Source organism: Streptomyces sp. NPDC002156 (assembly GCF_053593675.1).
In genome coordinates this window covers 1-16,725 of record NZ_JBSFDA010000076.1, presented here as the reverse complement: position 1 = coordinate 16,725, position 16,725 = coordinate 1, and the positions used below count along the sequence as shown (strand labels likewise).

Annotated in this window: 20 protein-coding genes and 1 tRNA gene; 7 read left to right on the top strand and 14 right to left on the bottom strand. The window is 70.8% G+C overall.

Annotated features, from left to right (window positions below; all coding sequences use genetic code 11):
- Window positions 1-214 precede the first annotated feature (214 nt).
- The 7 genes from def to ACWCRB_RS27630 form a co-directional block, all read right to left on the bottom strand.
- Window positions 215-865 (bottom strand): peptide deformylase, encoded by a 651-nt coding sequence (def, locus tag ACWCRB_RS27660; RefSeq protein ID WP_450998619.1) that lies wholly within the window; start codon window positions 863-865, stop codon window positions 215-217.
- A 151-nt stretch (window positions 866-1,016) separates the two neighbouring features.
- Window positions 1,017-1,997: a tetratricopeptide repeat protein gene (locus ACWCRB_RS27655; RefSeq protein ID WP_450998618.1), complete on the bottom strand. Its 981-nt coding sequence runs from the start codon at window positions 1,995-1,997 to the stop codon at window positions 1,017-1,019.
- A 157-nt stretch (window positions 1,998-2,154) separates the two neighbouring features.
- Entirely contained in the window at window positions 2,155-3,381 is a 1,227-nt protein-coding gene (locus ACWCRB_RS27650; protein ID WP_450998617.1) for an HD-GYP domain-containing protein, read from the bottom strand.
- The gene (locus ACWCRB_RS27645) at window positions 3,378-4,769 is read right to left on the bottom strand and encodes an HD-GYP domain-containing protein (protein ID WP_450998616.1); all 1,392 of its coding nucleotides are present in this window, start codon (window positions 4,767-4,769) and stop codon (window positions 3,378-3,380) included. Before ACWCRB_RS27645 ends, ACWCRB_RS27650 begins: the two co-directional genes overlap by 4 nt.
- Before the next feature lie 180 nt (window positions 4,770-4,949).
- The gene (locus tag ACWCRB_RS27640; RefSeq protein ID WP_450998615.1) at window positions 4,950-5,372 is read right to left on the bottom strand and encodes a roadblock/LC7 domain-containing protein; all 423 of its coding nucleotides are present in this window, start codon (window positions 5,370-5,372) and stop codon (window positions 4,950-4,952) included.
- Between the two features lie 350 nt (window positions 5,373-5,722).
- Window positions 5,723-6,535, bottom strand: a complete 813-nt coding sequence (locus ACWCRB_RS27635; protein WP_450998614.1) for a hypothetical protein — start codon at window positions 6,533-6,535, stop codon at window positions 5,723-5,725.
- A gap of 43 nt (window positions 6,536-6,578) precedes the next feature.
- The gene (locus tag ACWCRB_RS27630) at window positions 6,579-6,944 is read right to left on the bottom strand and encodes a hypothetical protein (RefSeq protein ID WP_450998613.1); all 366 of its coding nucleotides are present in this window, start codon (window positions 6,942-6,944) and stop codon (window positions 6,579-6,581) included.
- Window positions 6,945-7,108: 164 nt separating this feature from the next.
- On the opposite strand from ACWCRB_RS27630, the gene ACWCRB_RS27625 reads away from it, so the two are divergent.
- Window positions 7,109-7,474 (top strand): hypothetical protein, encoded by a 366-nt coding sequence (locus ACWCRB_RS27625; protein ID WP_366879837.1) that lies wholly within the window; start codon window positions 7,109-7,111, stop codon window positions 7,472-7,474.
- A gap of 64 nt (window positions 7,475-7,538) precedes the next feature.
- Here the strand turns inward: ACWCRB_RS27625 and rsrA are convergent, their stop codons facing one another.
- The 4 genes from rsrA to ACWCRB_RS27605 form a co-directional block, all read right to left on the bottom strand.
- Window positions 7,539-7,832: a mycothiol system anti-sigma-R factor gene (rsrA, locus tag ACWCRB_RS27620; RefSeq protein ID WP_450998612.1), complete on the bottom strand. Its 294-nt coding sequence runs from the start codon at window positions 7,830-7,832 to the stop codon at window positions 7,539-7,541.
- Window positions 7,829-8,509, bottom strand: coding sequence for an RNA polymerase sigma factor SigR (sigR, locus tag ACWCRB_RS27615; protein WP_055524911.1), 681 nt, complete (start codon window positions 8,507-8,509; stop codon window positions 7,829-7,831). Before sigR ends, rsrA begins: the two co-directional genes overlap by 4 nt.
- Window positions 8,510-8,785: 276 nt before the next feature.
- Window positions 8,786-9,430, bottom strand: coding sequence for an alpha/beta hydrolase family protein (locus tag ACWCRB_RS27610; RefSeq protein ID WP_450998611.1), 645 nt, complete (start codon window positions 9,428-9,430; stop codon window positions 8,786-8,788).
- 1 nt (window position 9,431) lies between these two features.
- Entirely contained in the window at window positions 9,432-10,247 is an 816-nt protein-coding gene (locus ACWCRB_RS27605; RefSeq protein WP_450998610.1) for an SOS response-associated peptidase, read from the bottom strand.
- A gap of 50 nt (window positions 10,248-10,297) precedes the next feature.
- Here ACWCRB_RS27605 and ACWCRB_RS27600 point away from each other — a divergent pair, with 50 nt between their 5' ends.
- The 4 genes from ACWCRB_RS27600 (at window position 10,298) to ACWCRB_RS27585 (ending at window position 14,131) form a co-directional block, all read left to right on the top strand.
- Window positions 10,298-11,020, top strand: a complete 723-nt coding sequence (locus ACWCRB_RS27600) for a M50 family metallopeptidase (RefSeq protein WP_235474963.1) — start codon at window positions 10,298-10,300, stop codon at window positions 11,018-11,020.
- 286 nt (window positions 11,021-11,306) lie between these two features.
- Complete coding sequence (aroA, locus tag ACWCRB_RS27595) at window positions 11,307-12,623, top strand: 3-phosphoshikimate 1-carboxyvinyltransferase (RefSeq protein WP_450998609.1); 1,317 nt, start codon at window positions 11,307-11,309, stop codon at window positions 12,621-12,623.
- 16 nt (window positions 12,624-12,639) lie between these two features.
- Complete coding sequence (gene rsgA, locus ACWCRB_RS27590; protein ID WP_450998608.1) at window positions 12,640-13,650, top strand: ribosome small subunit-dependent GTPase A; 1,011 nt, start codon at window positions 12,640-12,642, stop codon at window positions 13,648-13,650.
- A gap of 157 nt (window positions 13,651-13,807) precedes the next feature.
- On the top strand, window positions 13,808-14,131 hold the full coding sequence (locus tag ACWCRB_RS27585) for a DMT family transporter (protein ID WP_200395956.1): 324 nt from the start codon (window positions 13,808-13,810) through the stop codon (window positions 14,129-14,131).
- An 18-nt stretch (window positions 14,132-14,149) separates the two neighbouring features.
- On the opposite strand, the gene ACWCRB_RS27580 is transcribed toward ACWCRB_RS27585, so the two are convergent.
- The gene (locus tag ACWCRB_RS27580) at window positions 14,150-14,782 is read right to left on the bottom strand and encodes a TetR/AcrR family transcriptional regulator (RefSeq protein ID WP_450998641.1); all 633 of its coding nucleotides are present in this window, start codon (window positions 14,780-14,782) and stop codon (window positions 14,150-14,152) included.
- A gap of 200 nt (window positions 14,783-14,982) precedes the next feature.
- Here ACWCRB_RS27580 and hisN point away from each other — a divergent pair, with 200 nt between their 5' ends.
- Window positions 14,983-15,783, top strand: coding sequence for a histidinol-phosphatase (gene hisN, locus ACWCRB_RS27575; protein WP_450998607.1), 801 nt, complete (start codon window positions 14,983-14,985; stop codon window positions 15,781-15,783).
- 111 nt (window positions 15,784-15,894) lie between these two features.
- Complete coding sequence (locus tag ACWCRB_RS27570) at window positions 15,895-16,293, top strand: CBS domain-containing protein (protein ID WP_450998606.1); 399 nt, start codon at window positions 15,895-15,897, stop codon at window positions 16,291-16,293.
- 24 nt (window positions 16,294-16,317) lie between these two features.
- Here ACWCRB_RS27570 and ACWCRB_RS27565 read toward each other — a convergent pair.
- Together ACWCRB_RS27565 and ACWCRB_RS27560 are read right to left on the bottom strand one after the other, a co-directional pair.
- Window positions 16,318-16,391 (bottom strand) — tRNA-Met (locus tag ACWCRB_RS27565).
- Between the two features lie 70 nt (window positions 16,392-16,461).
- Window positions 16,462-16,725 (bottom strand): hypothetical protein (locus ACWCRB_RS27560; protein WP_450998605.1); only part of this gene is annotated, 264 nt, incomplete at its 5' end.

Here is a 16,725-nt window from a genome sequence, read left to right as displayed (position 1 = left end):
AGCACCACAACTGACCGTTCTGGGAACGGATTTGCTTCCTTCACTACCCCAAGCTGCCGAGATTCGCCGCTGGTCTGACTGATTCTGGATCACTACAAGCACACTTGAGTCCGACTTTCGATCGAACGTGCGACGGACGTACGACCGAAACACGAACGGCCCCTGGTCAGGGGCCGTTCGTGTGCGGATGAGTGCGCGTGTGCCTCAGGAGCTGTCAGTCGTTCGCGACCACGGGGTACCGGGGCTCGTTCTCGGCCATCTGGCGCAGGGCGTCCTTGCGCTCGCGCTTGGAGAGCCGGTCGATGTACAGGTACCCGTAGAGGTGATCGGTCTCGTGCTGCAAACAGCGTGCGAAGTAGCCGGTGCCGCGCACCTTGATCGGGTTGCCCTTCTCGTCCTGCCCGGTCACCTCGGCGTAGTCGGGCCGGGCGAGCGGCGCGTACGCGGTCGGCACGGAGAGGCAGCCCTCGTTGCTGTCGTCCAGCCGACGCCGGTCGGCGGGCAGCTCGACGAGCTTGGGGTTGCAGATGACCCCGGTGTGCCGCTGACCCTCGTCGTCGGGGCAGTCGTAGATGAAGACCTTCAGATCGACACCGATCTGGTTGGCGGCCAGACCCACGCCCTCGGCGGTGCGCTGGCTGGCGAACATGTCCGCGACCAGCTGCTCCAGCTCCGCGTCGAACTCGGTGACGTCCTGGCACTCCTTGTGCAGCACCGGATTACCGACGACCGTGATGGGCCGCGAGGTCCCACGCTCCCGCCAGGCGGCCTCACGCTCCTCCCCGTCCTCGGTATCGATGACGAAGCCCTCGTCGTCCACGGGAAGCACGCCCGCGTGCTGCTGATCGGTGTCCTGCTGCGCCATGACCGACGATGCCTTCCTCAAACAAACAGGGGGAGAGTTGCGGATACAGGGTACGGGGACGCGCCCCTAAGGGCCGCCCCGCAGGGGCATCCTTAGGGGCGCGGGGAACTGCGCGACCAGCCCCCACCGGACCCGCACCCGGCAACGAGACCTAACAAACCTCTTCGAGATCCCGCCAGGCCCGAGTCTCCGGGCTGTCGGCAACCCACCCGTCCAGCAGCCCCTTCACCAACGAGGCCGGGGCAGCGATGCCGCATTCCCGCTCCGGCGCCCAGAACTGCCCATCCGTACGATGCCCCAACGGCCCAGGATGACCGGGCTCACTGTGATCGTGCGGATCAAGATGGTCACCGTCACCCTCGTCGGACGGCATCCGCGACTCCGAACACATCCGACACAACAACCGAACGGACGACGACCAGTCCTCGGCGGCAAATCCCGCGTCGGACGCCAGCCGCTCCAACGCGTCCCGGTCCTCCTCGGCCGCAGCCTCCAGCAGGACCACCCACGTCGGCACCGGCGACGGCGCCCACAGCTCGATCTCGTCGAAGACGGGGTAGGAGTGCCCGGCGGCAGTCGTCCGCTCACCGTGCGGCACCCCGTCGTGCAGCACGACCTCGCCCCAGCGCCGCCCGGACGACGGCAGCGGGATCGACAGCACCTCGATCCGGGCGGGATCCAGCCGCCGCCCCCACACGACCTCGGCCTCGCCCTCGGGCGACAGTCGTACGGCCGCGCTGCCCAGGTCCATGCCGACGGGCTCACCGGCGGCCGTGACGCCCCCGGGCACCCGCAGCCCGTACGCCTGCCAGGCCCGCCGGGCCAGCGGCCAGTCCTGGAGGGCGGTGGCGGCGATGCCCACGTTCCACCAATCGGGGGCCCCGGTCTCCCGGTCGAGCAGCGCGACAGCGCGCAGACCGGCCGCCCGCGCCTGCTCCCAGTCGTGCCGGAACTTGTGCAGCAGAGCGAGGTTGAACCACGACTCGGACAGCCACGGTTCAAGATCGGCGGCACGTGTCAGCAGCGCCCCCGCGTCCTCGTACCGCCCGTCGCCGATCAGCGTGAACGCGCGGTCGGTGGCCTGCCGCCATGAGGCGGAGGGCCGGTGCCGTCCCTTGCCGAAGATCCTCACGATTCCCGCCTGCCAGTGCCGTGGAGTGGGCCGGCTTCTGCCCCCGTACAGCCTCTCCCTCGCATCCAACCACGGACCGCTGGAGGGGCGCTCATTACCCATGGGTTACCCAACCGAGGGCAGCGTAAGACCGTCCACCCCTCTCCCACCACCACCTTCAGCCGATGCGCTCGCGGACGGCGCCGCCATTTCTGGCGAGCACCCGGGCGAGTGATTCCACGACCTCGGGCTGGTAGTCCCGGCCGGTTCCCAGCCGCAGCTCTTCGAGAGCCCGCAGCGGCCCGTCCGCTCCGGCTTCCCGGACTTTCTCCTCGTATGCGTTGACGGCCCGCACGATCCGCGCGGAGACCGGCTGCTCCCGGTACGGATCGGCCTGCCGCTCCACGACCACGGCGACCGCGGCGGCAACCCCCGTCTGCCGTACGACGGCCCCGCCGAGCAGCGCGATCCGGCGCTGTTCCTCCACCGGGAGTACGGCCGTGGCGCCGGCCGGTACCGGGTCGACGAGGCTGAGCTGCCCGATGTCGTGCATGAGGGCCGCGTACTCCAGCACGGTCAGCTCCGGCTCGGACAGCCCCAGCTCCCGCCCCACCGCCGTGCTCAGCACCGCGACCCGCCGGGCGTGCCCGGCCGGGGTGTACCCGGCGATCTCGGTGGCGCGGGCCAGGGAGGCGATGGTCTGCCGATAGGTGGCCCGCACGGCCGCGTACCGCCGGAAGGAGAGCTGGGTGAGGAGCAACGGCAGCGAGAAGACGGGCAGCGCCCAGAGCCCGACGACGGCGACCGCCAGCGCCATGACCACCCCGGTCGCACACACCGCGGTCCCGATGCCCAGGGTGGCCCGCAGCTCGTCCCGCAGCAGCGGACCGAACGGCCAGCCGGTGCGCGAGTGGGCCAGCGCGGCGGCGAGTACGGCGTCGCACAGCGCGGTGAGCCCGAGCAGCGCGACGAGCAGCAGGACGTAGGCGGGGCCGCCCCAGGCCTCGAACACGCCCTGGTTGTAGAGGGGTTGGAAACAGACGGCGGCGAAGCCGGCGGTGAGGACGCGCCGGGCGAGGTGGTCGGCGGTCGGCCCCTGCCCGCGTGCGACGTGCGGCACGCAGCCGACGAGGGTGGCCGCGAAGACGACGGCGACGACCTGGAGGGCGCCGTGGTGCGTGGCCCGCCCGGCGTCCTCCCCGAGCAGCGCGTACGACAGCGCCCCGGCGGCGGCGAGCGGCGCCACCTCCCGCGACTCGGGCCCGCTCCACCGGGTCAGCTCCCCGAGGACCACGAGCAGCCCGAAGCAGAGCGCGACGGCACGCTCGTCGAGGCCGGACCAGAGGGTGTGGGCGAGGGAGAGCAGGGTCAGGAGAGCGGCGGTGAGATGAACCAGTGTTCTCATCTCACCGTCCCCGCGGTGGACCCCAGCGGGGCCGGAATCCCGGGGGCCGGCGTGCGGTCGGCGTCGGAGTGCCCCGAGTCGGCCGTGACCGCCGGATGCCACCCACCCCCGCGCTCCAGCCCCCGCACCAACGCCCGGACCATCACCGGGTCGAACTGCGTCCCCGCACACCGCTCCAGCTCCGCCAGCGCCACCGGCACAGGTCTCGCCCGACTGTAGGACCGCGTCGACGTCATCGCGTCGAACGCGTCCGCGACGGCCACGACCCGTGCGAACTCCGGGATCTGGCTTCCGACGAGCCCGTACGGGTACCCGCTCCCGTCCAGTCGCTCGTGATGGTGCAGGATCGCCGACCGGGCCTCCCCTAGGAAGCCGATCCCCCGGACGATCTCGTGCCCGTACTCCGGGTGCAGCTCGATCACCCGGCGCTCCTCCGGGGTGAGCGGCCCGTCCTTCCGCAGGAGCCGCGTGGGAACGCCCAGCTTGCCCACGTCGTGCAGGATTCCGGCGAACCGCAGGACTTCGACCCGCTCGTCGTCCATGCCCAGTTCCCGCGCGATCAGCATCGACGCCTGTCCGACCCGCTCGCTGTGCCCGCGCGTGTAGCCGTCCTTGATGTCGACGGCCTGCACGAGCGCCCGGATCGTCGCCTGGTGTGCCGCCCTTTCCCGGTGGTACTGGGCGAACACCCACCACGACACCCACATCGGCAGCAGCACGAGCAGCGCGGCGACGGGTCCGTACGGGCCGCGCCACAGGACGGCCATCATCAGCCCGGCGAGCCCGTGCACCCCGACCGGCACCAGAGACCGTACGAACAGTCCCCGCCAGGCCAGCCGCACCGGGACCCGTTCGGCGAGCGCCAGGATGCCTCCGTCGAGCAGGGCCAGGACCAGGCAGAACGCGACCACGGCCACCCCGGCGCCGAACAGCGCGTACGGGAACCCGGCGGAGTCGACCGCGTCAGGACCGCCGAGCGACCAGTGCACCCGCGAGGCCGCCCAGGTGCCGATCCCGAGCTGTCCGGCCCGCCAGAGCCGGCGTGGCCACGGTGTGCGTTCGGCGCCCCTGACCAGCAACGCGCCCGGCAGCGGTACGAGCGCGGCCGCTGCGGGCGGCAGCAGGAAGGCACCGGCGAGCAGGACGGGCGTGTGCCACCGGGGCGGCCCGCCACCGGCGCCCCCGGAACCGGCGGCGCCCGGACCCTCGTACCCGCGGCCCCCGCCGAACCGGCCCACCGCGAGCTGCTCGCACGCGGCGCACAGCGCGGCGAACAGCGCGACGGCGCCCCAGGGAGCGTGCGCGGATCGGACGGGCGCCGCGCAGAGGACGGCCCCCAGGGCGACAGCGACGACGTAGACACGCGCCCACGGTGTGATCGACCGCATGGCGCTCCCTCCCCCGTGTCCCGGACCGGGGCCGGCCGGGCTGGCGTTCGGCACAAGCCTGTTCAGGCTCCGGGACATGGAGGATAGGGCGGCCGGTGGCGGCCGTACGGAGGCATTGGGCGAATCCCAGGCCTCAGGAGCCGCAGATTAGCCCGTTAGAGGGAACCGTGCGCGTCCGTGTCAGTACGCCACATCCGCGGCCAGCACCTTGGTCAACTCCTCGACCGTGGCCGGGGATTCACGCTGGAACGCGGCGATGTCCAGCCCGTCGTCGCCCATGACGGTCAGCAGGGCGCGTTCGCCGACGGCCAGCACGATGACATGCCCTGCGCCGCAGCGGGCGACCACCTCGCGGAGCACGCCGACGTTCGCCTGCTCGGCGATCCGGCGGCTCACTCCGAGCGTGGCGGCGGCGAGCGCGGCGATCGACTCGGGGTGCGCGGTGTCCGTGTCGGCGACGACCAGAAGGCCGTCCACCGTGGACAGGACGCTTTCGGAGACTCCCATCACCCGGTCCCGTAACGAGGTGAGGATGCCGGTCAGCTGGGCGGACTGGGAGGGCTCCGGGTTTTCTTCGCTCAGGGGAGGGCTCAGGGGACCCATGGGACGTACTCCTTGCGGTCAGTCGGGCTCCGGAAGAGCGCGCAACGCATGGCGGACCCGCCGCAGCGTCTCGACAGAGGGTTGGTCGGCGGCCAGTTCTTCGGCCGTGGGGCCCAGTAGGGCGGGATTCGCGGGAGGCCGTACGGGAAGCGGCCTCCGTACGGGCGGAGGGGGTGTACTCACACCCTGATCGTTCTGGGTCGCCGCGCCTTCGTCGACGGTTTCGCCAGCTGTTCCCCCGTCGGTCTCCCCGGTTTTCGAGGTTTTCCCGGCTTTCCCGTTGCTTTCGCCGTTGGTTCCGGCAGCGATTTCGGTGTCTCGTCCGTCGTCTCGTCCGTCGTCCGCACTCACTACCCCCCTCTCTCTCCGCCCCTGGGCATACGCCTCGGCAGCGGCTCGGTTCTCGACGGCACCGGCGGCGGGCCGGCGGCCGTCGTACGGCCGGGGGTGACACGTGGCGCGGTGCTGGGCCGGCCGCCGGGTGCGGTCGGGGTCCCCCATCGGAGGAGCCCGAGCGTCTCCATGCGGATCAGGTCCAGCATCACGGCGTACAGTCCGCGCCCCAGCGCGAAGGCTATGTCCCGGGCCGTACGGCGCCCGTTGACCTGGTTCAGAACGTCCTCGTGCCGACCGGACAGCGGCCCCTCCACGACCCCTGTGCCCGGTGTGGGGCGCGCGCGGGCGAGTTCGCCCGGGGGTCCCCACAGTCGGCTGAGCAGCGCGATACGCCGCGTGGTCTCGTCGGTCAACTGCCGTGGTTCCACGCCGGGTCGGACACGGAGGGCCGGTTCCGGGGCGCTCAGCTCCCAACCGCCCGGCGCGCCCAGCGACATGGCGAAGGCCGCGTCGAACACGGCGGCCGTGCAGACGACTTCGAGTTCCGCGGCGCCCACCAGCCCGTCGGCCACCAGACGTTCACCGAGCAGGTCGGGGTCGGGCTGTGCGGCGCACGCGGCGAGCCAGGCCTCGTCGTCGATCCGGCCGGAGGTCAGCAGGGCCGAGGTGGCGGTCGGCGCGCCCGGTGTCTCCACCGCGCCCACCAGACCGGCTCGTAGGTGAATCGTGCCACCAGGCATGCCCGCGACCCGTACCGTGCCGCTGAACTCCTCCTCGCGCAGCCCCAGGAGCAGCGCGGGCAGGTTGCGCGCGGCGGACGCGTTCATGCGCTCACCCGCACTCTCGGGCCGGCCACACCGAGGATGCCGGTCATGCCAGCACCTCGCCGGCCAGGTCGCCCATACTGCGTGCGGCGAGGGCGAGGTTGGCCCGCTCCCGGTCGAGTCCGGCCGTCAGCAGCAGCGGGTCGCCGGCCGGGCGGCCCACCGCGAGCAGGACCTGATGGCGGCGCACGCTGGTGGTGACGACGCTCTCCAGCTCGCCCTCGGCACCCGCCCGGCCCAGCCGGTCCGCGACGAGGGAGGCGAACTCGGAACTCTCCTGACCGTCGCCGGCCTCGGTGACGTCTCCCGCCACTCCGTAGGTGAGGCCGGTGACGGCGTCGACGAGGGCGACACCGGTGACGCCGGGGGAGTCGAGGAACCGGGCCAGCGAAGCCTCAACTGCCGTCGTCATTTCGCCATTCCCCCTTCACGTACGACCGTTGCACAGTACTTTGAACGACAACTTTCGTAACACACACCAAAGTTGATGTTTTACGACCCGCAAGTCGCTTGAGTTCGATCGTAGTTGCACGGACAGCGACCGGTCAGCGTCACTGAGGAATTGGGGCAGCAAGAATGAACATCGAGACAGCTCTCAAGGAAGTCATGACCGTCGACGGGGCGCTCGGAGTGGCGCTCGTCGACTACGACAGCGGGATGTCGCTCGGCACCCTCGGCGGCGGCCCGGGCCTCGACCTGGAACTGGCGGCGGCGGGCAACACCGAGGTCGTGCGGTCGAAGATGCGCACGCTTGCCTCGCTGGACATGGACGACACCATCGAGGACATCCTGATCACGCTGGGCAGGCAGTACCACCTGATCCGCCCGCTGGCCAGCAGCAAGGGCGCGCTCTTCCTGTACGTCGCGCTCGACCGGTCGCGCAGCAACCTGGCGCTGGCCCGGCACAGCCTGAAGCGGATCGAGAACGGCCTGGACGTCTGAGGACGTCCGAGCCGGAAAGCAGCGATCGGCCCCGCTGAGCGGGGCCGATGGCGGTTCGAGAGCGTCAGCCCTCGGTGGCGATGTCGTGCTCGGGCACGGCCTGGCCGGAGCGGATCATGTCGAGCCGCCCCATCACCTTGGCGCGCAGATCGGTCGGCACGTCGTCCTGACCGCAGCAGCGCTTCACGAGCTTCTTCACGGCCTGTTCGAGCCCGTACTTCTCCAGGCACGGAGAGCACTCCTCGAAGTGGACCTCGAACTTGGTGCAGTCCGAGTCCGGCATCTCCCGGTCGAGGAACTCGTAGAGATGATCGAGTACTTCACTGCAGTCCGTCTCGTGCGGCTCTCCGCAGCTCATGAGCCCGAGCCTTTCGCTTCGTTCGACTCTCCGGCACCGGCCGGGACCAGGCCACGGTCACGGGCGTAGTCCTCCAGCATGCCGCGCAGCTGGCGACGGCCGCGGTGCAGCCGGGACATCACCGTACCGATGGGTGTCCCCATGATGTCCGCGATCTCCTTGTACGCAAAGCCCTCTACGTCCGCGAGATACACCGCGATCCGGAATTCCTCCGGGATCGCCTGCAGCGCTTCCTTGACGTCCGAGTCGGGCAGGTGGTCGAGCGCCTGCGACTCGGCGGAGCGCAGACCGGTCGACATGTGCGACTCGGCACGCGCCAGCTGCCAGTCCTCGATCTCCTCGGCGGCACTGCGCTGGGGCTCGCGCTGCTTCTTGCGGTACGAGTTGATGAACGTGTTCGTGAGGATGCGGTACAGCCACGCCTTGAGGTTGGTGCCCTCACGGAACTGGTGGAAGGACGCGTACGCCTTCGCGTACGTCTCCTGCACCAGGTCCTCGGCGTCGGCCGGGTTGCGCGTCATGCGCAGCGCGGCCGAGTACATCTGGTCGAGGAATTCGAGCGCGTCCCGCTCGAAGCGCGCGCTGCGCTCCGCGGTCGACTCACTCCTGCCCGGGCCCTCGGGCTGCTCCGCCTGGCCGTGTTCGGTCCCTGCGTCGGTCCCAGTGACCGGACCCACCTCCTCCAGTGACGTGGTGAGACCGAAACCGATCCCACTCGAATCGGAGGATAGACGACCTGCGGTCGGGGAAGGATGCACATCCTGTCCGCCCGCCGCCCGAATAGGGGCGGTCTTCGCCGCGTGCAGGACCGTCCAGTCCAGGTCAGCGCTGCTGCGGCGATTCGGGCAGATGGTCGAACCCATGCGGCGGACTTCCTCTCGTACGAACGGTCACCACACGCTTGTGGTATCTGATCCGCACAACAGCGGTCCGCCGCCCGGCATTCCCGGCCGTCACCCGAGTGACGCGGTCCACTCCACGACCCGTGCGGTGATCAACGCCACAGCCTCGTCCTGCCCGAGGGGCGCCCTCTTGGGCAGGACGAATCCATGATCGCCGTACGGCACCTCCGCCAACTCGAAGTCCCCCGCCGGGAACTCGTCCGGCTTCCCGAACGGATCGTTGCCGCCCTGGACGACAAGGGTGGGCACCCCGGCCCCGAGCAGCTCGTCGGCCCGCGACTTCTCGGGCCTGCCCGGCGGGTGCAGCGGGAAGGAGAGCGCGAGCACGGCCACGGCGCCCAGTTCCCCGGCCGTACGACAGGCCACGCGGGCCCCGGCGCTGCGCCCACCGGCGATCACCGGCAGCCCGGCCTTGGCGAGCGCGGGCCAGATCCCCCGCCACCCCACGTCCAGCGTCTTCGGCGCGGGCGCCACCTTCTTCCCGGCCACCCGCCAGGGCTGCTCGACGAGCGCCACGGTGACGCCGTGCGCGGGCAGCTCCCCGGCGAGCGCCTGAAGATCGCGGGCCTCGATGCCGCCCCCGGCGCCATGACTGACGGCGAGGACGAGTCGGGGGTGCGGGGCCGGGTGCCAGGTGACGCGAGCGGGACCGGCGTCGGTCTCGACGGTCTGGATACGTGTGTTGGTTGGGCTCACGTCAGAAGAGTGTGCCCTCCTCGGGCCCCTCCAGCTCGGTCAGCAGCTCCGGTCCGTTGTTGCGGACGTTGCTGACGGCCGTGGAGACGGGGTAGGCGCGCATCAGCCCGGCGGGCGGCGGCGCGAGCAGCTCACGCAGGTCGTCCACGTCCGTACGGGCCGGGTCGAGCCAGGCGTCCCAGTGGTCCGGGGTGAGCATCAGGGGCATCCGGGGGTGGATGTCGGCCAGGGTGCGCGGGCCCTCGGCGGGGCCGACCGCGAGCGGGGAGGTCTCGGCCTCGGTGGTGATGACCGAGCACGTCACCCACCAGGCCTGCGGGTGGTCGTCGGGCAGGGTCCGGTCCCGCCAGAACTCGTACAGCCCCGCCATCGCGAAGACCGACCCGTCGGCGGGCGTCACGAAGTACGGCTGCTTGCGGGGCCGCTTCTTCTTCCCCTCGACCTCCAGCTCCCGCTCGCCGGCCGCGGTGACCCACTCGTAGTAGCCGTCGGCGGGCAGGATGCAGCGCCGGGTGGTGAAGGCCCGACGGTACGAGGGCTTCTCGTGGACGGTCTCGGCGCGCGCGTTGATCATCCGGGCGCCGCCTTCGGGGGTCTTGGCCCAGGACGGCACAAGCCCCCACTTCAACTTCCGCAGCTGCCGAACCGGCTTCGGATCCTCGGCGTCCTTCAGAGGACGGTCGAGTACCGCGTAGACCTCTTTGGTCGGGGCCACGTTGTAGTCGGGGGCGAGTGTCTCCTCGGGATCCCACTTGTCGATCTCAAAGACTCCTGCGAGATCCTCGGGCGCACGACTCGCTGCATACCTACCGCACATACATGTCACACTGCCAGATTCGACGCGACACTAGGGAGCCTCCGCCGACAATGGACAGCACCGCATCCACCTCGCTGGCCGGCCTCTGGGACGAGATCTTCGGCAGCCAGCCCGACCCCGACCTGTGGGTGGTGATCGCGACCCTGGTGGCCGCGCTCGCCGTGACCGTCCCGCATCCCCTGTGGCGCCTCTCGCGCAACGCCATCACCATCGCGCACGAGGGCGGCCACGGTCTGGTCGCGCTGCTGACCGGCCGTACCCTCACCGGCATACGCCTGCACTCCGACACCAGCGGCCTCACGGTCAGCCGGGGCAAGCCGCACGGCATAGGCATGATCCTGACGGCCGCGTTCGGCTACACGGCTCCCCCGCTCCTGGGCCTGGGCGGCGCCGCCCTGCTGGCCGCAGGCCACATCACGGCCCTCCTGTGGCTGGCCACGGTCCTGCTCGTGGCGATGCTGGTGATGATCCGCAACGCGTACGGCGCCCTCACGGTGTTCATCTCCGGCGGCACCTTCCTGGCGGTCTCCTGGCTGACCGGCCCCCAGATCCAGGCGGCCTTCGCCTACGCGGTGGTCTGGTTCCTCCTCCTGGGCGGAGTCCGCCCAGCCTTCGAACTCCAGGCAAAACGCCGCAGGGGCGGAGCAGGCGACTCGGACGCAGACCAACTGTCAAGGCTGACCCACGTCCCAGCAGGCTTGTGGCTCTTCCTGTTCCACGCGGTGAGCCTGTGCTCACTGATAGGCGGCGGCAGGTGGCTACTGGAGGTGTGAGCCGGGTGGCAAGGGGATGGCGGGCCCTGGACGGACACGGAGCCTGGACGGACGCGGGGCTGGGCGGACGCGGGGCCTGCACGGATGACGCGTCTGGGCGGACGCGGGGCCTGGGCGGATGACGCGTCTGGGCGGACGCGGGGCCTGGGCGGATGACGCGCCCCGAAGGGGCAGCGTCTTAGGGGCGCGGGGAACTGCGCGACCAGCCACAACGCGCCCGCACCCGACAACGAACCCACCTTCCCCAGCCAAACCCGACACACCGAACCCCCACTAAAGTGACCCCATGGCCCCGAACCCCGCAGACACCGCCCTCTGGCCCGCCCCGCACGCGAGCGGAGCCGTCGACGCGACGGTCCACGTGCCCGGGTCCAAGTCAGTCACCAACCGCGCCCTAGTACTCGCCGCCCTCGCCTCAGAACCGGGCTGGCTGCGCCGCCCCCTCCGCTCACGCGACACCCTCCTCATGGCCGGCGCCCTCCGCACCATGGGCGTAGGCATCGAGGAGGGCGTAGGCCCCGACGGCACCGGCGAGACCTGGCGCGTACTCCCCGCAGGCCTCCACGGCCCCGCCACGGTGGACGTCGGCAACGCCGGCACCGTGATGCGCTTCCTCCCCCCGGTCGCCGCCCTCGCCGACGGCCCCATCCGCTTCGACGGCGACCCCCGCTCCTACGAGCGCCCCCTCAACGGCGTCATCGACGCCCTGCGCGCCCTCGGCGCCCGCATCGACGACGACGCCCGCGGCACGCTCCCCCTGACCGTGCACGGCAGCGGCGCCCTGGACGGCGGCCCGGTGTCGATCGACGCGTCCTCGTCCTCACAGTTCGTGAGCGCCCTGCTGCTCTCCGCCCCCCGCTTCAACCAGGGCGTGGAGGTCCGCCACACCGGCGCGACCCTGCCCTCGCTCCCCCACATCCGCATGACCGTCGACATGCTCCGCTCGGTCGGCGCCCAGGTCGACACCCCCGAGTCGGGCGGCGAACCGAACGTCTGGCGGGTCACCCCGGGCGCCCTGCTCGGCCGGGACCTGACCATCGAACCGGACCTCTCCAACGCCCAGCCCTTCCTGGCGGCGGCCCTGGTGACCGGCGGCAAGGTGACGATCCCCGACTGGCCGGCCCGCACCACCCAGCCCGGCGACCGGCTCCGCGAGATCTTCACGGAGATGGGTGGTTCCTGCGAACTCACCGAGTACGGCCTGGAGTTCACCGGCTCCGGCGCGATCCACGGCATCGACGTGGACCTCGGCGAGGTCGGCGAGCTGACCCCGGGCATCGCGGCGGTCGCCGCCCTCGCCGACTCCCCCTCCACCCTCACCGGCGTGGCACACCTCCGCCTCCACGAGACGGACCGCCTGGCAGCCCTGACCAAGGAGATCAACGAACTCGGCGGCGACGTCACCGAGACGGCCGACGGTCTGCACATCCGCCCGCGCCCGCTGCACGGCGGCACCTTCCACACGTACGAGGACCACCGCATGGCAACAGCCGGTGCGATCATCGGCCTGGCGGTGAAGGGCGTACAGATCGAGAACGTGGCGACGACGGCGAAGACCCTCCCGGACTTCCCCGATCTGTGGACCGGAATGCTCGGGAACTGACGGGCGGACCTGGATCATGCGCCGCTACGGCAAGAACACCGACGAGGACGACATCCGCTCGCGCCCGAACCCCAAGGGCAACCGACCCCGTACGAACATCCGCCCGAAGCACGAGGACGCGGCCGACGGCATGGTCCTCACCGTCGACCGGGGCCGGCTGACCGTCCTGGTCGACGACCGGATCGTCATGGCGATGAAGGCCCGCGAACTGGGCCGCAAGGCCGCGGTGGTCGGCGACCACGTGTCCGTCATCGGCGACCTCTCCGGCAAGAAGGACACTCTGGCCCGCATCGTCCGCATCGGGGCGCGCACCTCCCTCCTGCGCCGCACGGCGGACGACGACGACCCCTACGAGCGCGTGGTCGTGGCCAACGCCGACCAGCTCGCCATCGTCACGGCCCTCGCGGACCCGGAACCCCGCCCCCGCCTGATCGACCGCTGCCTGGTGGCGGCGTACGCCGGCGGCCTGACCCCCCTCCTCGTCCTGACCAAGTCGGACCTCTCCCCGCCCGACCAGCTCCTGGAGCTGTACGGCGCCCTGGACATCCCGTACGTCGTCACCAGCCGCCAGGAGCTGGAGAGCGGCGCGGCCGTGGCCCGCGTACGCGAGCAGCTGGACGGCAAGATCACCGCGTTCGTCGGCCACTCGGGCGTAGGCAAGACGACCCTGGTCAACGCTCTCGTACCGAACGACCAGCGCCGTTCGACGGGACACGTCAACGCGGTCACGGGCCGTGGCCGCCACACCACCACCTCCGCCCTGGCCCTCCCCCTCCCGGGCAACACCGGCTGGGTGGTCGACACCCCGGGCGTACGTTCGTTCGGGCTGCACCACGTCGACCCGTCCCTCGTGATCCACGCCTTCCCCGACCTCGAACCGGGTACGGAGAACTGCCCGCGCGCGTGCAGTCACGACGAGCCCGACTGCGCGCTGGACGAGTGGGTCGAGAAGGGCCACGCCGATCCGGCGCGTCTCTACTCGCTGCGCCGGCTGCTGTCGACCCGGGAGCGCACGGAAGGCGACTGATCTCCCCCGGATCTCTCCCCTCCTGACCTCCGCGTTGTTTGGCCGGTGCGGGTGCCGGTAAGTGCATAATCGCACCGAGCCGAATCCGAGCGTGACGAACCAGATGCAGCGGACGCAACAGACGAAGCAGTCGAAGCGGTACACGGGAGGACAAGACATGGCGTGGCTGCTGGTCGTTGTGGCGGGACTCCTGGAAACCGGCTTCGCCGTCTGTCTGAAGCTGTCGCACGGCTTCACCCGCCTCTGGCCGACGGTCGCGTTCTGCATCTTCGCGCTGGGCAGCTTCGGCCTCCTCACCCTCTCCCTGAAGAAGCTCGACGTGGGCCCGGCGTACGCGGTATGGACGGGCATCGGCGCTGCGGGTACCGCGATCTACGGGATGATCTTCCTCGACGATCTGGTGTCCACCCTGAAGATCGTCTCGATCAGCCTGGTGATCATCGGAGTGATCGGCCTGCAACTGTCGGGCTCGTCGCACTAGAACCCGGCCCGGCGGGGGTCAGTTCCAGACAGCGGCGCCGGCCGACCTCGTCAGCACACTCCGTACGAGATCGGCGACACCGCCCTCTCCCGGGGGCGCGGCGACACAGGACAGGGCGAGCCGGACGGCCAGTTCGCAGGTACGGGACATCTCGACCGCCTCCGACTTGGCCGCGCCGGGACCGGACAGCACCGTCACGGCACGGTCGCGGACGAGCGCCACGAACTCACCGGGCGAGGGCAGCGGCCCGTCGGCCCGGCGCTGCGCGGGCACCGCGGCGGAGGACGGCACGGCGGACAGCGTCGGCGAGGGCAGCCGTTCGCTCCAGCAGCCGGTCAGCAGGGCCCGTACGAGCACGCTGTCGCGGGCGGACGCCGTGGTCCACTCGGCGGCGGCGGTGAGCCGCTCCCGTGCACCGGCACCCGGGTCGGCGGGCCCGGTGAGCGCCCGTTCGACGCCCGCGAGGTAGGCGTCGGCCTCTCTGCGCACCAAGGCTCGGGCGAGCCCGTCCTTGCTGCCGAACTCGTTGTACAGCGTCTGCCGGGACACTCCGGCCGCCGCCGCGACATCGACCATCCGTACCGCGGACCACGGACGGCGCGCGAGCGCCGTGTAAGCGGCGTCCAGCAGGGAATCCCGCGCTGCAGGCATCATCGGCCTCCCAGGGGCGAGCGGCTCTGCGCCCCAGGTTTGACGCGGACGGAGTCACTGTCAAGGGTTCGCGGCAGCGCCAGGGGGCGCGTATCGACATTCGCACCCCGGCCAGGGCCGGGCGGGAGCCGAACAACTGCGGGTAACCGCACCCATGGCCCCTGTAGCCGGGCGGCAGCCGTGAAAGATACGGTTCGCCTATGCCCGACTATCACGATGACCTGCGCTTTGCCCATGTCCTCGCGGACGCCGCCGACGCCACGACGATGGGCCGGTTCAAGGCACTCGACCTCAAGGTCGAGACCAAGCCGGACATGACGCCGGTCAGCGAGGCGGACAAATCAGCCGAGGAGCTGATCCGGGGCCAGTTGCAGCGGGCCCGTCCACGCGACGCGATCCTCGGCGAGGAGTACGGCATCGAGGGCACCGGCCCCCGCCGCTGGGTGATCGACCCGATCGACGGCACCAAGAACTACGTCCGCGGGGTGCCCGTCTGGGCCACACTGATTTCCCTGATGGAGGCGGCCGAGGGCGGTTTCCAGCCGGTCGTCGGCGTCGTGTCGGCCCCCGCCCTGGGCCGCCGCTGGTGGGCGGCGAAGGGCCACGGCGCCTACACCGGCCGCAGCCTCTCCTCGGCGTCCAGGCTGCGCGTCTCGGGCGTCTCCAAGATGTCGGACGCGTCGTTCGCGTACTCGTCGCTCACCGGCTGGGAGGACCGCGGCGCGCTGGGCGGCTTCCTGGACCTGACCCGTGAGGTGTGGCGCACGCGCGCGTACGGCGACTTCTGGCCGTACATGATGGTCGCCGAGGGCTCGATCGACATCTGCGCGGAGCCGGAGCTGTCCCTGTGGGACATGGCGGCCAACGCGATCATCGTCACGGAGGCCGGCGGCACGTTCACCGGCCTCGACGGCCGCCCGGGTCCGCACAGCGGCGACGCGGCGGCGTCGAACGGCCACCTCCACGACGAGATGCTGGGCTATCTGAACCAGCGCTACTGACCCTCCTCTTGTTGACCGTCCCTTTAACTGCCACTCTGAAGGTCCCCCCACTTGTGAACTTGTGAAAACCTGAACAAGGGGCGGGAACTCTCTAGGAGGTGGCTCCACCCCATGCTCGTACGTGACGCCATGAGCACCGTGGTCCTCACCATCGGCCCCGATCACACACTCCGCCAGGCCGCCGCACTGATGGCCGCGCGCCGTATCGGCGCGGCGGTGGTCCTCGACCCGGACGCCGGCGGAATCGGCATCCTCACCGAACGCGACATCCTCAACTCCGTCGGCCTGGGCCAGAGCCCCGACACGGAACGCGCCCACGCCCACACCACCAACGACGTAGTCTTCGCGGCCCCCTCCTGGACCCTGGAGGACGCGGCACATGCGATGGCCCACGGCGGCTTCCGCCACCTCATCGTCCTGGACGACACCGGCGAGCCCACGGGCATCGTCTCGGTCCGCGACATCATCCGCTGCTGGGCGCCAACACGCCTGAGGGCCGGAGCCCTGTAACGGACTCCGACCCTCAGTTCAAAGTAGCGGGGACAGGATTTGAACCTGCGACCTCTGGGTTATGAGCCCAGCGAGCTACCGAGCTGCTCCACCCCGCGTCGGTAAACCCAACGTTACGTCAGCCCAACCAACAAAGGCAAATCACTTACTTCCAGCACCGACCACCACTCAGCCCGTCCGGCGCTTGAGGACGAGCGCGTCCAGCGCACCCCTCTTCCCACCCACCCACCGCACCCCCACCCAGCCCGTCCGGCGCTTGAGGACAAGCGCGTCCAGCGCACCCCTCTTCCCACCCACCCACCGCACCCCCACCCAGCCCGTCCGGCATTTGAGGACAAGCGCGTCCAGCGCACCCCTCTTCCCACCCACCCACCGCACCCCCACCCAGCCCGTCCGGCGCTTGAGGACAAGCGCGTCCAGCGCACCCCTCTT

Excerpts from the sequence above, each read along its gene's own strand:
- ACWCRB_RS27630 (WP_450998613.1), bottom strand. The coding sequence starts at position 6,944 with ATGACGACGGCAGTTGAGGCTTCGCTGGCCCGGTTCCTCGACTCCCCC.
- rsrA (WP_450998612.1), bottom strand. The coding sequence starts at position 7,832 with ATGAGCTGCGGAGAGCCGCACGAGACGGACTGCAGTGAAGTACTCGAT.
- hisN (WP_450998607.1), top strand. The coding sequence starts at position 14,983 with ATGCCCGACTATCACGATGACCTGCGCTTTGCCCATGTCCTCGCGGAC.
- ACWCRB_RS27635 (WP_450998614.1), bottom strand. The coding sequence starts at position 6,535 with ATGAACGCGTCCGCCGCGCGCAACCTGCCCGCGCTGCTCCTGGGGCTG.
- ACWCRB_RS27640 (WP_450998615.1), bottom strand. The coding sequence starts at position 5,372 with ATGGGTCCCCTGAGCCCTCCCCTGAGCGAAGAAAACCCGGAGCCCTCC.
- rsgA (WP_450998608.1), top strand. The coding sequence starts at position 12,640 with ATGCGCCGCTACGGCAAGAACACCGACGAGGACGACATCCGCTCGCGC.
- ACWCRB_RS27570 (WP_450998606.1), top strand. The coding sequence starts at position 15,895 with ATGCTCGTACGTGACGCCATGAGCACCGTGGTCCTCACCATCGGCCCC.
- ACWCRB_RS27625 (WP_366879837.1), top strand. The coding sequence starts at position 7,109 with ATGAACATCGAGACAGCTCTCAAGGAAGTCATGACCGTCGACGGGGCG.
- ACWCRB_RS27645 (WP_450998616.1), bottom strand. The coding sequence starts at position 4,769 with ATGCGGTCGATCACACCGTGGGCGCGTGTCTACGTCGTCGCTGTCGCC.
- ACWCRB_RS27580 (WP_450998641.1), bottom strand. The coding sequence starts at position 14,782 with ATGCCTGCAGCGCGGGATTCCCTGCTGGACGCCGCTTACACGGCGCTC.
- ACWCRB_RS27605 (WP_450998610.1), bottom strand. The coding sequence starts at position 10,247 with ATGTGCGGTAGGTATGCAGCGAGTCGTGCGCCCGAGGATCTCGCAGGA.
- ACWCRB_RS27600 (WP_235474963.1), top strand. The coding sequence starts at position 10,298 with ATGGACAGCACCGCATCCACCTCGCTGGCCGGCCTCTGGGACGAGATC.
- def (WP_450998619.1), bottom strand. The coding sequence starts at position 865 with ATGGCGCAGCAGGACACCGATCAGCAGCACGCGGGCGTGCTTCCCGTG.
- ACWCRB_RS27585 (WP_200395956.1), top strand. The coding sequence starts at position 13,808 with ATGGCGTGGCTGCTGGTCGTTGTGGCGGGACTCCTGGAAACCGGCTTC.
- ACWCRB_RS27650 (WP_450998617.1), bottom strand. The coding sequence starts at position 3,381 with ATGAGAACACTGGTTCATCTCACCGCCGCTCTCCTGACCCTGCTCTCC.
- aroA (WP_450998609.1), top strand. The coding sequence starts at position 11,307 with ATGGCCCCGAACCCCGCAGACACCGCCCTCTGGCCCGCCCCGCACGCG.